The following is a 13,546-nucleotide window of genomic DNA, read 5'->3' as shown; positions in this document are numbered from 1 at the left end:
GGAGGGGGGACGACTCGGGGCACCCGTGTGGACTAGGTTGATCCCCGAAACGCATCAGTCGTAGGGACGAGGCGATCGGCTGTCCGCATCCGGGCCGACCGGCGTCTTCGCACTCCGACCGCCTCGCCCCGGCTACCCGTCCGTCCCCGGCCCGCGAAGGGATCAGCAGCTGTGAACCGTACGACCGTAGGTGGGCCGGAGCTCGGGGGCGGCCGGGGTGCCGGGGGCGTCCTGGTCCTCGTCGACCCGACCGGGGCCGGGGACAGCCCGGTCGCGGGGCTGCTCGCACAGGAGCTGCACCCGAGCGTCCACCTGCGCACGGACGACTTCCTGCGGGTCATCCGCAACGGCCGGATCCCGCCCCACCTCCCCGAGGCCGAGCGCCAGAACGCCACCGCCCTCGCCGCCACCGCCCAGGCCGCCTTCGCCTACGCCACCCGCGGTTACCAGGTCGTCGTCGAGTGCCCGGCCACCCCGCCCACCCTCGCCACCTTCCGGCGCGAGAGCCGCGCCACCGGCGCCGCCCTCCACTACGTCATCCTCACCACCACCCCGCCCGCCCCCGACGCCCCCACCACCCGCCACACCTTCGACACCTCCGACCTCACCCCCGAAACCACCGCCAAATCCCTCCTCACCGTCCTCACCACCCGCACCCACCTGCTCGGCTGGTAGGACGGGCCGGCGGCTACGCGCCGACCACGCCGTCGATGGCCTCGCGCAGGAAGTCGGCGTGCCCGTTGTGGCGGGCGTACTCGTGGATGAGGTGGAGCATGACCAGGCGCAGCGACACCTCGGCCTCCCAGCGGGGCTGGTAGCCGGTGACGTCGAGGGAGGGTGCGGCGAGTTCGATGCGGCGGGAGTGCTCGACCTCGGCCTGCCAGGCGGCGAAGGCCTCGGCGCCGGTGGCATCGGTGGCGTCGTAGGCCGCCTGGTAGTCGCCGTCCTCGGACCAGACCAGCGTGATGTCCTCGCCGTTGATCACCTTGCGGAACCAGGTCCGCTCGACCTCGGCCAGGTGGCGGACCAGCCCGAGCAGGCTCAGCGTGGACGGCGGGCTGGAGCGCTGCCGCAGCTGTTCGTCGGTGAGGCCCTCGCACTTCATGGCGAGGGTCGCCCGGTGGAAGTCCAGGAAGCCGCGCAGCATCTCGCGCTCGCCCCCGGTCAGCGCCGGTACGGGTCGGCTGTCGGTGTTCATCGTTCGCCCCTCCTGTTCGTCGGTGATCACCGGTGATCACCGTGGAATCCCGGCGGACTGTAACGAATCGACCACCCGGCCGACCACCGACTAACCGGCCGACCACCGAATTCCGAACTCCGAACTCCGAACCGCAAACTCCGGCCGTCACGTACCGTGTTCACGCCACCACAGGTTTGGGTACGTACCTCGGCGCGCCCGACGGCCGGGCGCCCATCGAGCAGGAGAGCCAGCGGCCCATGGACCACAACCGCATCCCACCGACGGTACGCCGGACGTACGGCACCGACGATCTGTCCCAAGCCGCCACCTTCGCCGGCGGCTTCCTCAACTTCGGCGACTGGCAGGGGATCGACCTCACCGCCCCCGCCCCCGATGACCGGGTGCGCAGCCAGGAGCAGCTCTACCGGCGGGTGCTGCGCGCCTTCCCCGATCCACGCGGGCAGCTGCGGCTGGCGGAGGTCGGCTGCGGGCGCGGGCTCGGCGCGGCGCTGGCGCTACGGGAGTTCCGCTTCGCGACGGTGACGGGCGTGGACATCCATCCGGACCAGATCGAGCGCGCCCGCGCCGTCAACGCCAAGGCCCTGGCCACCTACCCCGACCGGCTCGCCTACACCCTCGGTCCGGCCGACGAACTCCCGTTCCCCGACGCCTCCTTGGACGGCGTCTACTCCGTCGAGGCCGCTCAGCACTTCCGCGAACTCCCGAGCTTCACCGCCGAGGCCGCCCGCGTCCTGCGCCCCGGCGGCCGACTGGTGGTCACCACCTACTTCACCGCCCCGGGAGCCGACGTCGCCGAGCGCCTCAAGATCCTGCTCGCCAGCTTCGCCGACGGCCTCGACCTCGCCCACCCCCTCGACGACTTCATCACCGACCTGACGGAGGCCGGCTTCACCACTGTCACCACCGAGTCCATCGGCCCGGACGTCTGGCCGGGCCTCGACCGCCACCTCGCCGAGACCGTCCCACCCGGTCACTGGACCCGCCACTTCCTCACCGCCTGGCGCGACGGCCTGCTCGACTACCACCTCGTCACCGCCGACCGCGCCTGACCACGCACGGACGGGCCCGACCCGGGCTTCGAGGCCTTCGACTCCCCACGGCACAGGGCAGGGCCTCCCGGTGCCCGGGCGGGCTTCGAAGCCCGCCGGGCCACCGAGAGGCCCTGCCGTGATGCCCCGGCCGCCCCGCGACCACCGGGTCGCGACCCGACCAGGACCCGACCCGACCGGGACCCGGCCCGGTCGGCGCGCCTCAGGAGCGGCACGGCGGCGGCTTCCCGCAGCGGGGCGACACCCGTCAGACGTCCGCGGTCTGGACCTCCCGCGGCGCGGCCGCGGCCTCGGCGGTCTTCGCCGGCCGGTCGGCGAGCTTGAGCCAGATGACTCCGACGATGATGACGGCCAGCCACACGGCCTGGACCGCGGTGAGGGTCTCGTCGAAGACGACGGGGCCCAGCAGTGCCGCGCCGACGGACCCGATTCCCGCCCAGACGGCGTAGCCGATGCTGACCTCGATGGTGCGCAGCGCGGCGCTCAGCGCCCAGAGCGTCAGCAGGAAGAAGACGACGGCGACCAGTGACCACGTCAGGCGGGTGAAGCCGTGGCTGCCACCGACGGAGAGCGCGTAGCCGACTTCGAAGCCGCCGGCGAGAAGGAGCATGATCCAGGAATTGGCCGAGGTGCGCTCGGTGTTGGACATGTGCACGAGTCCTTTCGAGGAGATGGGTCGGGTGGGGGCGGGATTCTCAGGCGGCGCCGCTGAGCTGGAGGCCGACGACGCCGGCGATGATGACGGCGATGCCGACGGCCTTGCGCCAGTTCAGGCGCTGGCCGAAGAGCAGCGCGCCGAGGAGGGTGATGCCGATACCGGCGACGGAGGTCCAGATGGCGTAGCCGACACCCACGTTGAAGGTGAGGAGCGCCTTGCTGAGGAAGTAGGTGCCGAGGGCGCCGGTGATCAGGGTCGCGGCGGTCCACGGGCGGTTCTTGAAGCCTTCGGCCTTACCGGCCGAGATGGCGACGGCGATCTCGAAGATGTCCGCGATCGCGAGGTAGAACCACTGCATGGGAGGTCCTTTCGTTCGTTGAAGGTCGGCGTTGCACGGGGGACGGTCCGCCGTCCCGCGATCCGCTGTACCGGCGGAACGGGGGTGGGAGCGACGAAGCGCTGCTCCGCCTGGACGTCGTCCGGCGGTGAAGGGGGGTGGGGGCCGTGCGACTCGTGGTCAGTCGGCACGGCCGGGCGGGCACGCTCCGGCGTCGCCCGCGGCTGTGCACGGCCGGGGTCGAACGGCGTCAGTGCCGTTCCGTCGGCCGGTCGGTGTGGAAGCCCGACCCTCGGGTCAGGTCAGCACCCGTCGATTCCGCAGGCGGGAGCATCTCCGGCGGCCGTCTGTTCGGCCTGGGCGTCGAGCACGGCCTTGCGGATCTGGGCCACGGTGGGCACGCCTTCGATGCGGTGGCGCCCGTCGATGATGATCGTGGGAGCGACGGAGATGCGGAAGGCCTCGGCGGTCCGCAGCGCGTCCTGGTGGGCCGCGTTGTAGCTGCCGGCGGTCAGCGCCGCGGTGAAGTCGGCGCCGTCGAGCCCGAGTTCGGACGCGATGTCGGCGAGGACCTCCGTGCGGCCGATGTCCCGGTTCTCCTGGAAGAAGGCCCGCAGGACGCGCGGGGTGTACTCCGCGGCCCTGCCGTGCTCGGCCGCGTACTGGTAGCCCTCGAAGGCCAGCCGGGTGTAGGGCTGGGGGGAGACCGTGGGCAGGGTGATGTCCACGCCCATCCGTCGGGCCATCGGGTAGACCGCGCGCTCCCAGATGGCCGGCAGGTACGGGTCCTCCGGGCGCAGCGTCGGGGTGGGGTGGGGCCGCAGTTCGAACGGCATCCACTCGATCTCGACATCGAGGTCGCGGGTGGCCTCGTGCAGCGGACCCTCGGCGAGCATGCAGAACGGACAGACGTAGTCCGACCAGACCCTGACGCCGATTGTGCCGGTTGTCGTCTCGGTCATGACCGCCCCTGCTCCATCGCGAGGAACTCCTCGAACGGCTTCGTCCCCTCCGGGATCTGCAGCCAGGTCACCTTGACCGGCCAGGTCTCCGGATCCTCGGCGAAGATCGAGTACGAGTTGGTGTAGTCGAAGCCGTACCGCGCGGCCGTCTTGCGGTCGACCACGTTGACGATGTGGGTGACGTTGAAGTACAGCGAGGCCATGTAGCACAGGGCGCACGGCTCGCCGGAGGCGATCAGGGTGGCCCCGGCGGTGGCGTGCAGTCCGTACTTGGCGGCGGCCTCGCGCAGCGCGGTCACCTCGGCGTGCGCGGTGGGGTCGTTGTCCTCGCGCACCCGGTTGACGCCGGTGCCGAGGATCCGGCCGCGGTTGACCACCACGCCGGAGAACGGGATGCCGCCCTTGGCGACGTGCTCGCGGCTGATCCGTACCGCCTCACGGGCGTACTCGGTCAGCTCGCTCTCTGAAAGCTCGGAATAACGCAACGCTGCTCCCCCGCTCAGACCGCGGCCGGGGCGTGGGCAGTGGGCGCCGTGACATCAGGCATGGAGTCCCCAGTAGTTGCTTGTATGTACATGTTCTTTGAGCCCGCAAGAGACTTGAGCGAGCAGATAGAGCTTGCATGAACATACATCTTGCTGTCAATCGCTACCGCTCAGGACATTGCCCGATTCCTGGTCATCGGGGTGCGGGGTGACGGTCCGGCACGCGAGCGCCGGACCGCGACCGACCAGCGAAGCCCACCACCGCGAAGCCCGCCACCGCGGGGCCGGACGACAGCCTCAGACCGCGACGGGATAGCTCAGGGCGTTGTCCTGCGTCCACATCGCGCGGGGCCCGAGCGGCGGCCTGGCCCGGCCGTCGCCTCCCGCGCCGAGGCCGGGACGGGCGGTCTGCCGGTCGGGGTCGGCCGCCAGGCGGCTGTAGGTGAAGGCGGCCGAGACCAGTGCCATGTGGTGGTGCCAGCCCGGGAACGAGCGGCCCTCGAAGTCCCTTAGACCGAAGCCCCGTTGGAGCAGATCCACGGTCTCACCGGTCGCCGGGTGCCGCTCCGCGTACTCCAGGAGTTCGTCGACCGGCCGGTGCGCCATATTGGTGATCCACAGCTGTCCCGACCCTGCGGGATGCCCGTCGGGCTGGGTGAACAGGCGGAACGGCTGGGGCCGTTGGTCGGCCGCGACAGCGCCGGGAATCTGGACCAGAGCGTCACGAACGGGCCCACGCCCCCGTCTCACGCCGCCGGGACGGACCTCCGTGCTCCGGTCGCTCAGCACTCGGGCGGCCGCCGTCACCGGCCGACGGGAACCCGAGGCGTGGGGTTCGAGCGGGGCGAGCGGGAAGCCGTCGGGGATCGCCACGACGAAGTCCAGCCGGCGCTTGATCAGTCCGTCCAGGAGCCGGCGCGAGTCCATGTAGCCGTCGAGGTCGACGACGACCGGGACGGGGTCGTACTGCGAACGCTGTACCATCGCGTCGAGCACGTAGAGGAGTTGGCTCTCGGTCGAGGCCGTGGCCGTCTGCGGGACACGGGCCCGCTCGCGCAGGGGGCCCTGGGCCCACGGCTCGGGCAGGAACAGGCACCAGCCGACGGGAAACTCGCCCGCGTCGGTCGACATGAAGACCGCCGCTCCCACTTGGCAGTTGACGGTCCGTCCGGTGTGTGGGATGAATCGGCGGTGCACTCCGCACGATTTCTCACCGCGCTTGGGCAGGACGACAGGGGCGGCCGTCCACGCCCGGGGCCGGACACGGCCCTCGGCCCACTGGCGCAACTGGTCGCACACCGGCTCCCACTCCCAGGGACTCTCGTTGATGAACTGGTGCAGAGCCTGCGATGCCGTCGGGGAGTCGCTCGCCACGGCCGCGAGCCGGCGGATGGACTTCTTGCCGGGCGTGCTGAGAAGGCCTTGTACATATGCGTGGGCCCACCTGCGCTGGTCGGCCCGACGCAAGTGTCCGAAGAGCTGGTCAGTGAACAGGGCGACGGAGTCCCATCCCCTCATAGTTTCCCCTCCCGTGTTGCGGCTGCGGGCTTTCACACAGACGCGTCCACAGTAAAGAATGAGCACTATTTTTTTCTGGGGGAAAGGGATTCCTGCCGCCACTTCGCCAACTCCGCACGAACCATGGCGTGAACCCGCCGGGTCGGATCCGAGGGCGGGAGCGGCCGGGCCTCACAACGGGTGATGTCACGGAGTTGCGCCTCCGACTCGGCTTCCGCGGAACGCCGGAACGTCGAAACGCCGGAACGCCCACGAGCGGTGGTCGTCGAACTCGATTTCGCGCACGGGCCGGGCGCACGGGAGCGCGCGGGTCGACGTCGAAGGTCACACGACGGGACGCGGCCCGGCCGGACGACCGGAGCGCCGTTCGATCACCCGTCGTTCCGCTCGGTCCCCTCCCGGGACTCGCCGTGCGCGAGGGGCGGCGCGGGCATCCGGTCGTGCTCGCGGGGATCGGGCTCGCGGGGGTCGGGCTCGCAATCCGGTCGGCCACTGAAGCCCGCAGCGGCCCGCTGCCACAGCTGGCCGAGCTCGTGCTCCACGGCCCGCACCGGGTGGCCGGAGCGCAGCCGTGCCTCGGCCCCGGCCAGCAGGTAGCCGACCAGCAGCTCGATGTCGGCGAGCTCCGCGTCGGTGGTGCCGCCGGCCCGGGCCAGGTCGAGGGCGTGCAACAGGGTTGGACGCCAGGCCTCCTCCCAGGTGGGCTGGGAACCGGGACACTCGTACGCGAGTCGCATGGCCGCATGGGCCCGGACGTCCTGGTTCAGGAAGGCGGCCAGTGACTGGGTGAGCCGACTGACCGCGGTCAGCCCCGGCGTCGTGAGCTGCTGCACCTCGTGCAGCGCCGAACGGACCGCTGACGCACCCGCCTCGACGACCGCGAGCGCCAGGTCCTCCTTGGTCAGGAAATGGAAGGTCAAGGCCCCCGAGGTGACGCCGGCGGACTGGCTGATGCGCGCCAGAGTGGCGCCGGTGTAACCGTGCCGGGCGAACTGTTCGGCCGCGGCGTCGATCAGGGCCGCCCGGGTCTGCTCCGCGCGCGCCTGCCTCAGCACAGCGGCGCGCTCCGGTACCGCGTGACGGGTGCGGCCGCGGACCGCTGGGCGTCCTGGGGACTTCGTGTGAGTTGCATAGCCCCTCCGACTGGTTCGTGTACCTGCCCCGCGACGACGCGGCAAGCATACCCCGGTCCACCGGCGAACCTGACGCGTAGTCGGATCCCCGTTCGCCCGGCCGACACCGGGTGCGTCCGCTCCGCTCGCGCTGAAGTCCGACCGTGCGCTCGGGCGCCGGAGGACCGGGACACGTGGGCCCAGGGGGCGTGGGGCCGGGTCATGCCGAACCGCACCGACCGGGGCGAGGAACGTCGTTCGCGTCCGGACCGATCGCGCGCGACGTCGCCTCGCCTCGCCCCGGGGTGCGGTGGATCCGGCCCACCCGCCGAAGCGCCGGGTGCGCGGCTCCCCGGCACATGGCAGGGTCTTCCATTCGGACCGGCGGCGAATACCCGTCGAACGGATTCCGAATAGGGGTGAGCGGGTTGAATACCGGCAGCCGGGAGAAAGGGGGGAGCCGCCGGATCCCCTTATGAGCGTGGGGACTTCACAAGGGGGCTCGACAACCCGCACTTGCCTGTGCCTTTACGAGCGCGCGGACGTCACCTCAGGGCCGACAGGTGCGTGCCGTCCGGCCGGCTGTCCACGGCCGGAGCCTCGAAGGCGGGCGGGGCCTCGTGTCGACAGGCACTGCGCCGGCAGTCGTACTGGAGGAAGTTCCGCAGCTGGTCCGTCCGCCGCAGATGGCCCTTGACCAGGACCGTGCCGTACATGTGGTCCTCGTCCTCCCGCCAGCAGATCAGCGGGATGCGGTAGGTGTCGCCCTCCGGGGTCCCGAAGACGGCCTCGTAGCCGTGTGCGTCCAGCAGGGTCACGAATGGTCGTCCTTCGGGGTCGTGGCGAACAGGTGCCCGTACTCGGTGATGCCGCGGGCGGTGGCCGCGGCACCGGCGAGGTGGAGCGCGTGCCAGAGGATCACCTGGTTCGCGGTGACGACGTTGAAGCCGAGCTCGTCCTCCAGGGCCTTGATGGTGCCGACCGCCCGGATGCCGTTGCCGGCGACGAGGACGGCCTCCGGCCGGTGGGCGGCCACCGTGGTGCGGATCCACGCCGACAGGTTCTCGGGCGTGATGGCCTTCTGGTTGGAGGGCAGGCCGCAGGGGCCGTGGTGGACGACGTCGTAGCCGAACTCGCCGAAGTAGTCGGCTCCCTGGCCCGAGAGGGTGTCGTCGAACCACGGCGGGTTGACCACCGCGATCCGGCGGGCGCCCAGCGCGTCGAACGCGGCGCGCGCGGCTCTGGTCGTGCCGGTGATCGGCAGCCCCCGGGTGACGGGCAGCAGCCGCTCGTACAACTCCCGCTCGCCCCGCGCCTTCAAGGCGTAGCTGGAGGAGGTGAAGCCGAGGGTCAGCGCGTGCAGCGGGGAGGCCGCGAGCAGCTCCACGGCGTTGTCCAGGTACGGGGCCTGGACGAAGGCCAGGATCGGGTCGTGCGGGATCTTCTCGTCCATCTCACCGCCCGGGCGCATGGCGGCGAAGTGGATGCGCGAACCGTGGATGGACACGGAGGCGGGGGCGACGGCCTGCAGTTCGGCCTCCGGGCCCACATCGGCGTGCGGCACGACGACGCCGATGCGGGTCGAGGCGTCCCATCCGTCGACGGGCGAGGGCGTACTGGTCATGGGTTCTCCTACCGGGTGAGCGTGGATTCGTCGGCCAGGCGGCCGCCTCGGACGGTGCCGGTGCCGCCGTCCTCGAGGAACCTGGGGTGCTTGCGGCGCATCGCCTCGAGGACGAAGTCGTAGGGGACGTCGTCGAAGGACCCGTGGTCGGTGAGGAACTCCATGGCGCCGCCCCCCTCGTGGGGGTGGTGGAGGCTGTCGTTGAGCCCGTCGAACTCCAGCGCCTGCATGCCGTACAGCTTGCAGAGCAGCTTGTTGAACACCGGCGTGGCCTTGACCCACTTGCCGTCCAGGTGGACCTGGGTGAGCCCGTGGAAGAACACGTCGCCGCCGATGTGCTCCAGGAGGCGGGGCGAGGCGAGGTGGTTGCGCACGTCGCCGTACACCAGGCGGGAGGGGACGCCCAGGGCGCGCACGGCGGCCGCGTACAGCGCGGACTTGTGCAGGCAGAAGCCGGACTTGGTGGTGGCGGTGTGCGAGGCCTTGAGGCCCTCCCGGGACAGCGGGGCGCCGTAGACCTCGTAGTCGACGCCGTCGCGCACCGCGTAGTACAGCTCGATCGCGTTGGTCCGCCGGTCCGCGGAGCGGTCCTTGACGGCGTGGTCGATGAAGGCCTGCACCTCGTCGGTCTCGTAGTCGAGGAATTCGGTGGGGCGCGTGAGGTGGTCCAACTGGTCGGTCATGTCGGGATTCCTGTCGCTCAGAGTCCGAGGAGCATGGCGATGCGGTTGCGCTGGATCTCGGAGGTTCCGGAGTAGATCGTTCCGGCGATCGAATTGCGCAGGTCGCGCTCGATGCCGTGCTCGGTGAGCACGCCGCGGCCGCCGTGGATCTGCACCGCGTCCAGCGCGGTCTGCACGTTGGCCTCCGACACGACGGTCTTGGTGGCCGCGAGGTCGAGCGAGGCGTCCTCGTTGCGTTCGACCTTGGCGCCGGTGTCGGTGAGCCACTTGCGGGCCGTCTCCACCCGGATCTTCATGTCCGCGATCTTGTGGGAGACGCCCTGGTAGGAGCTGATGGGCCGGCCGAACTGGCGGCGCTCCTTGGCGAAGGCGATGGTCTCCTCCAGGCGCCGGGTCATCTCGCCCAGGGTGATGGAGAAGCCGAGAAGGACCTCGCGCTTCATCACGTAGTCCAGGACCCGGAAGCCGGCGCCCTCCTGCCCGACCCGCTGGCCGACCGGGACGCGCAGCTCGTCGAAGGCGAGCGTGCCGATCGGGCTGGTGCGCAGGCCGATCTTGTCCATCGCGGGGCCCACGGTCAGGCCGGGGCTGCCGGCCTCGACGAGCAGGGTGGTGAGGCCGAAGGGGCCCGGCTTGCCGGTGCGGACGTACAGCAGGAACAGGTCGGCGACCGGGGCGTTGGTGATGAACATCTTGTCGCCGCTGACCACGTAGTGGTCGCCGTCGCGGCGGGCGACGGTCGCCAGGTTCATCGCGTCCGACCCGCCGGACTGCTCGGTGATCGCGTGCGCGGTGATGGCCTCACCGGACATGATCTTCGGCAGGTACTTCTCCTTCAGTTCCTGGCTGCCGAACCGCTGCAGGGGCGTGCCCACGGACACGATCTGCGTCGAGGCGGAGAAGGAGAGGCCGGCGTCGTTGGAGGTGTGGCCCAGACCCTCCAGGGCGCGCATGGTTTCGGTGAGGCTGTGGCCGGCGCCGCCGAACTCCGGCGCGAACGGGACGCGCAGCAGGCCGGTCTCCTGGAGCGTCTTCCACTTCTCGTGGGGGAAGACGCCCGCCGCGTCCAGCTCGCGGGTACCGGCGTTGAGCTGCTCGGCCCACGGGGCGGTGAGGTGAAAGAGGTCATCGGTCACGGGAGATCCTGGGGTCCCTTTCAACGGTGTAGCGGGGCGGGTGCGGATCGGGGCAACAGTGGACCGAGGTGACGCCATGACGACGTTCCATGGCCCGGACGGACGGCCACGGGCTCGCACGCTCACGCGGCGCGACACGGCCCGGCCCCGGCCCGAAGTCCGCCGGGGAGCGGGCTTCGGACCGGGACTGGTGGACTGGCGGCCGGTGGGGCGGCGGCTCAGTACTGGGAGAACCCGTCCGCGGACAGGGTGTGCTTCTCGTCGCCGTTGATCGGCGGGTTGAAGATCGACACCAGGTGGAGGTCCTCGTCGGCGGAGGCCACCAGGTAGTGCGGGTCGTGCTGGTCGAGGACGTAGATGGTGCCGGGGACGATCTTGTGGCGGGTGCCGTCCTTCTCCACGACCTCGCCGGAGCCACCGATGCAGTAGCAGGCCTCCAGGTGGTGGCGGTACTGCAGGGCGCTCGAAGTGCCCTTGCGCACGAGGGTGTCCGCGACGGCGAAGCCCATGCCGTCGCTCTTGGTGAGGAGTCGGTAGCTCAGGCCGTTGCCCCACTCGACAGGGGCGACGTCATCGAGGCTGCGGGTGAACATCTCTCTGGTTCTCCTTCGGGATCGGGTTGTGCGGCGGTGAGGTGCGGTCGGTCGGGCGGGACGGCGCAGTCGTCGGACGGGACGCCGCGCCGTCCGCCGGACCGGGCGGAGCGGTCGGTCAGGCGGCCGCGGCCGGCCGGTGCTCCGCGATCATGGCGACGATGGCGTCGAGGGTTCGGAAGTCGTCCGGGCCGAAGTCGATGTCGTCGACCGGGATCTGATAGGCCGAGGTGAGGTGCCCGAGCATCTTCACCAGGCCGAGACTGTCGATGACTCCGGAGTCGAGCAGGTCGTAGTCGCCGGTGAGGTCCGAGGCGTCCTCCCCGGCCAGGAACTGGGCCACGACGTAGGCGCGGACCTCAGTGGCGATGGCTGTGGTGCTCATGCGTCGCTCTCCTTCAGGCGGTTCTGCTTGATCAGGTTTCGGTCGGGCTTGCCCGTCGAGGTGCGGGGCAGCGGAGCGGCGGTGAGGTGCACCGACGCCGGGATGGCGTGGCGCGGCAGCTGCCGGCCCAGGTGGGTGCGCAGTCGGAGACTGGTGAGGCCGCTGCCCGGGCGGTGGGTGACGTGGGCGTGCAGGCGGACGCCGGCCTGCGGGTCCGGCAGCGGCACGACCACGGCCTCCGCGACGTCCGGGTGGGCCGTGATCACGTTCTCCACCTCCTGCAGGTTCGTGCGGACGCCCCGGACCTTCACGTGCCAGTCCGCGCGCCCTTCGAGGAAGTACAGGCCCTCGGTGGTGCGGGTGACGATGTCGCCGGTGCGGTAGAAGACCCGGCCCTCCAGGTGCGTGAACACCGCGTCGTTCAGGTCCCGGCGCAGGTAGCCGCCGGTCTGGAACGGCGTGGACACCAGGAGTTCGCCGGTGCCGGCCGAGGCGAGGGCTTCGCCCTCGGCGTTGACGACCAGGGCGTCGGTGCCGCGGATGGGAAGGCCGATGGGCATCGGTCCGTCCACGGCGGTGGGATCGACGCGGTGGATGAAGGAGTCGTTGGTCTCCGTGCAGCCGAACACGTTGTGGAACGCGGCCCGGGGGAAGGCCGGCGCGACACGTCGCAGCAGGTCGGCCGGCATCCGGTCGCCGGTGAAGATCGCGTGACGTACGGCGGCGAAGGTGCCGCCGTTCTCCAGGAGCAGGCGGTACATCATCGGCACGCCCTGGACGAAGGTGACGTCGTGCCGGGCGGCCAGCGCGGCCAGGTGCGCGGCGTCGGTCGCCCGCTGCTGCTCCACCAGGACGACGCACGCTCCGAGCTGGAGGAAGGTCCAGACGTCGAGCAGGGCGAGGTCGAAGTTGAGGGGTGCGTACGACAGCGCGGTCTCGTCGGGCGTCAGGGCGAACTCGCCGACGGCCCAGTCGGTGAAGGCGTCGAACCCGGCGGTCTCGATCGGAACGATCTTGGGGGTCCCGGTCGAACCCGAGGTGGTCAGCAGCAACCGGGTCCGGGCCGGATCCGGCACCGCGAATCCCTCCGCCTCGACCTCGTCCGCCGGCACCGGCGCCGCGGTGAGTTCGCCGTCGGCGGTGGCGGTGAGCAGGTGGGAGACCCGCGCCTGGCGTGCCAGACGCTCCAGCGCGTCGCCGCCCAGGTCCGGGGAGGGGGCGAGCGCGATGTGGCCCTCGTGGAAGACGGCCAGCAGCAGCGCGACGGTCTGCGGGTTCTTGTGCGCCGGCACGCAGACGGTGCTGCCCGCCGGGAGGTTCAGCTGCGACAGGTGACCGCGCAGACTCCGGGTCAGGTCGTTCAGCCGGCCGTAGCTGACGGCCTGGTCGTTGAAGTGGAGCGCGATGCGGTGGGGCCGGTCCTCGCCGTGGGCGGCGACGGTCTCGGCCAGGAGGGACGATGGCACGGCGGGATTCCTCGCGGTCGGCTCAGCCGCCGGCAACAGGTACCGATCGACTGTTCGAATCGTGCGGTGTCGAGGTTGACGGTACCTGGGCAAGTGCATGCTTGGTCAAGCATGCACTTGGCGAAGTGGTTGTGACGCAGGACACCGCAGTTGCATGTCCAAGCAAGTCCAAATAAAAAACCCCGAACGCGGAGTGCGTTCGGGGTCGGGGTCGGGTCGCGCCGACTCGGCCTGGGGGGGGCCCGACTGGATCCGGGCCCCCGCCGCCGGGCGCGGCCACGACCCGCGGGCGGGGGGTTCGCGCGCGGCTGGTGCCCGCCGGCGGGGGGGCGCTTTC

The 13,546-nt window shown here is 71.0% G+C and carries 16 protein-coding genes; 2 read left to right on the top strand and 14 right to left on the bottom strand.

The window, feature by feature from the left end; all coding sequences use genetic code 11:
* Nucleotides 1-171: 171 nt before the first annotated feature.
* Nucleotides 172-675, top strand: a complete 504-nt coding sequence (locus ACGF12_RS14550) for a hypothetical protein (RefSeq protein WP_393028693.1) — start codon at nucleotides 172-174, stop codon at nucleotides 673-675.
* A 13-nt stretch (nucleotides 676-688) separates the two neighbouring features.
* Here the strand turns inward: ACGF12_RS14550 and ACGF12_RS14545 are convergent, their stop codons facing one another.
* On the bottom strand, nucleotides 689-1,198 hold the full coding sequence (locus ACGF12_RS14545; RefSeq protein ID WP_393028691.1) for a DinB family protein: 510 nt from the start codon (nucleotides 1,196-1,198) through the stop codon (nucleotides 689-691).
* Nucleotides 1,199-1,437: 239 nt separating this feature from the next.
* Here ACGF12_RS14545 and ACGF12_RS14540 point away from each other — a divergent pair, with 239 nt between their 5' ends.
* Nucleotides 1,438-2,250 (top strand): class I SAM-dependent methyltransferase, encoded by an 813-nt coding sequence (locus ACGF12_RS14540; RefSeq protein ID WP_393028689.1) that lies wholly within the window; start codon nucleotides 1,438-1,440, stop codon nucleotides 2,248-2,250.
* Between the two features lie 247 nt (nucleotides 2,251-2,497).
* On the opposite strand, the gene ACGF12_RS14535 is transcribed toward ACGF12_RS14540, so the two are convergent.
* The 13 genes from ACGF12_RS14535 to ACGF12_RS14475 all read right to left on the bottom strand — a co-directional run bounded on the left by ACGF12_RS14535 (nucleotide 2,498) and on the right by ACGF12_RS14475 (nucleotide 13,209).
* Nucleotides 2,498-2,899 (bottom strand): DMT family transporter, encoded by a 402-nt coding sequence (locus ACGF12_RS14535; protein WP_393028687.1) that lies wholly within the window; start codon nucleotides 2,897-2,899, stop codon nucleotides 2,498-2,500.
* Between the two features lie 46 nt (nucleotides 2,900-2,945).
* Nucleotides 2,946-3,266: a DMT family transporter gene (locus ACGF12_RS14530; RefSeq protein ID WP_393028685.1), complete on the bottom strand. Its 321-nt coding sequence runs from the start codon at nucleotides 3,264-3,266 to the stop codon at nucleotides 2,946-2,948.
* A gap of 281 nt (nucleotides 3,267-3,547) precedes the next feature.
* The gene (locus ACGF12_RS14525) at nucleotides 3,548-4,207 is read right to left on the bottom strand and encodes a DsbA family protein (RefSeq protein WP_393028683.1); all 660 of its coding nucleotides are present in this window, start codon (nucleotides 4,205-4,207) and stop codon (nucleotides 3,548-3,550) included.
* Nucleotides 4,204-4,692 carry a nucleoside deaminase gene (locus tag ACGF12_RS14520; RefSeq protein WP_393028681.1) on the bottom strand — a complete coding sequence of 163 codons (489 nt, stop codon included), beginning with the start codon at nucleotides 4,690-4,692 and terminating at the stop codon, nucleotides 4,204-4,206. The genes ACGF12_RS14525 and ACGF12_RS14520 overlap by 4 nt, the downstream gene beginning before the upstream one ends.
* Before the next feature lie 297 nt (nucleotides 4,693-4,989).
* The gene (locus ACGF12_RS14515; protein WP_393028679.1) at nucleotides 4,990-6,210 is read right to left on the bottom strand and encodes an IS701 family transposase; all 1,221 of its coding nucleotides are present in this window, start codon (nucleotides 6,208-6,210) and stop codon (nucleotides 4,990-4,992) included.
* 371 nt (nucleotides 6,211-6,581) lie between these two features.
* Nucleotides 6,582-7,265: a TetR family transcriptional regulator gene (locus ACGF12_RS14510; RefSeq protein ID WP_393028677.1), complete on the bottom strand. Its 684-nt coding sequence runs from the start codon at nucleotides 7,263-7,265 to the stop codon at nucleotides 6,582-6,584.
* A 602-nt stretch (nucleotides 7,266-7,867) separates the two neighbouring features.
* Nucleotides 7,868-8,140: a DUF6253 family protein gene (locus tag ACGF12_RS14505; RefSeq protein WP_393028676.1), complete on the bottom strand. Its 273-nt coding sequence runs from the start codon at nucleotides 8,138-8,140 to the stop codon at nucleotides 7,868-7,870.
* Nucleotides 8,137-8,946, bottom strand: a complete 810-nt coding sequence (locus ACGF12_RS14500; RefSeq protein ID WP_393028675.1) for a maleate cis-trans isomerase — start codon at nucleotides 8,944-8,946, stop codon at nucleotides 8,137-8,139. Before ACGF12_RS14500 ends, ACGF12_RS14505 begins: the two co-directional genes overlap by 4 nt.
* Nucleotides 8,947-8,954: 8 nt before the next feature.
* A complete protein-coding gene (locus ACGF12_RS14495) occupies nucleotides 8,955-9,629 on the bottom strand; it encodes a transglutaminase family protein (RefSeq protein ID WP_393028673.1) in 675 nt (224 codons plus the stop codon).
* A 17-nt stretch (nucleotides 9,630-9,646) separates the two neighbouring features.
* Complete coding sequence (locus ACGF12_RS14490) at nucleotides 9,647-10,765, bottom strand: acyl-CoA dehydrogenase family protein (protein WP_393028671.1); 1,119 nt, start codon at nucleotides 10,763-10,765, stop codon at nucleotides 9,647-9,649.
* Between the two features lie 218 nt (nucleotides 10,766-10,983).
* Complete coding sequence (locus tag ACGF12_RS14485; RefSeq protein ID WP_393028669.1) at nucleotides 10,984-11,358, bottom strand: ectoine synthase; 375 nt, start codon at nucleotides 11,356-11,358, stop codon at nucleotides 10,984-10,986.
* A 118-nt stretch (nucleotides 11,359-11,476) separates the two neighbouring features.
* The gene (locus ACGF12_RS14480) at nucleotides 11,477-11,743 is read right to left on the bottom strand and encodes a phosphopantetheine-binding protein (RefSeq protein WP_393028667.1); all 267 of its coding nucleotides are present in this window, start codon (nucleotides 11,741-11,743) and stop codon (nucleotides 11,477-11,479) included.
* Nucleotides 11,740-13,209, bottom strand: a complete 1,470-nt coding sequence (locus tag ACGF12_RS14475) for an AMP-binding protein (RefSeq protein ID WP_393028665.1) — start codon at nucleotides 13,207-13,209, stop codon at nucleotides 11,740-11,742. The genes ACGF12_RS14480 and ACGF12_RS14475 overlap by 4 nt, the downstream gene beginning before the upstream one ends.
* Between the last annotated feature and the right edge of the window lie 337 nt (nucleotides 13,210-13,546).

The organism is Kitasatospora sp. NPDC048296, from assembly GCF_043201815.1.
In the GTDB taxonomy this organism is placed as follows: domain Bacteria; phylum Actinomycetota; class Actinomycetes; order Streptomycetales; family Streptomycetaceae; genus Kitasatospora.
This window is presented reverse-complemented; position numbering and strand designations above follow the sequence as displayed.

What these genes read in the sequence shown, in the direction of transcription:
- ACGF12_RS14545 (WP_393028691.1), bottom strand. Translation starts at nt 1,198, where the DNA reads ATGAACACCGACAGCCGACCCGTACCGGCGCTGACCGGGGGCGAGCGC.
- ACGF12_RS14540 (WP_393028689.1), top strand. Translation starts at nt 1,438, where the DNA reads ATGGACCACAACCGCATCCCACCGACGGTACGCCGGACGTACGGCACC.
- ACGF12_RS14535 (WP_393028687.1), bottom strand. Translation starts at nt 2,899, where the DNA reads ATGTCCAACACCGAGCGCACCTCGGCCAATTCCTGGATCATGCTCCTT.
- ACGF12_RS14530 (WP_393028685.1), bottom strand. Translation starts at nt 3,266, where the DNA reads ATGCAGTGGTTCTACCTCGCGATCGCGGACATCTTCGAGATCGCCGTC.
- ACGF12_RS14525 (WP_393028683.1), bottom strand. Translation starts at nt 4,207, where the DNA reads ATGACCGAGACGACAACCGGCACAATCGGCGTCAGGGTCTGGTCGGAC.
- ACGF12_RS14515 (WP_393028679.1), bottom strand. Translation starts at nt 6,210, where the DNA reads ATGAGGGGATGGGACTCCGTCGCCCTGTTCACTGACCAGCTCTTCGGA.
- ACGF12_RS14500 (WP_393028675.1), bottom strand. Translation starts at nt 8,946, where the DNA reads ATGACCAGTACGCCCTCGCCCGTCGACGGATGGGACGCCTCGACCCGC.
- ACGF12_RS14495 (WP_393028673.1), bottom strand. Translation starts at nt 9,629, where the DNA reads ATGACCGACCAGTTGGACCACCTCACGCGCCCCACCGAATTCCTCGAC.
- ACGF12_RS14485 (WP_393028669.1), bottom strand. Translation starts at nt 11,358, where the DNA reads ATGTTCACCCGCAGCCTCGATGACGTCGCCCCTGTCGAGTGGGGCAAC.
- ACGF12_RS14480 (WP_393028667.1), bottom strand. Translation starts at nt 11,743, where the DNA reads ATGAGCACCACAGCCATCGCCACTGAGGTCCGCGCCTACGTCGTGGCC.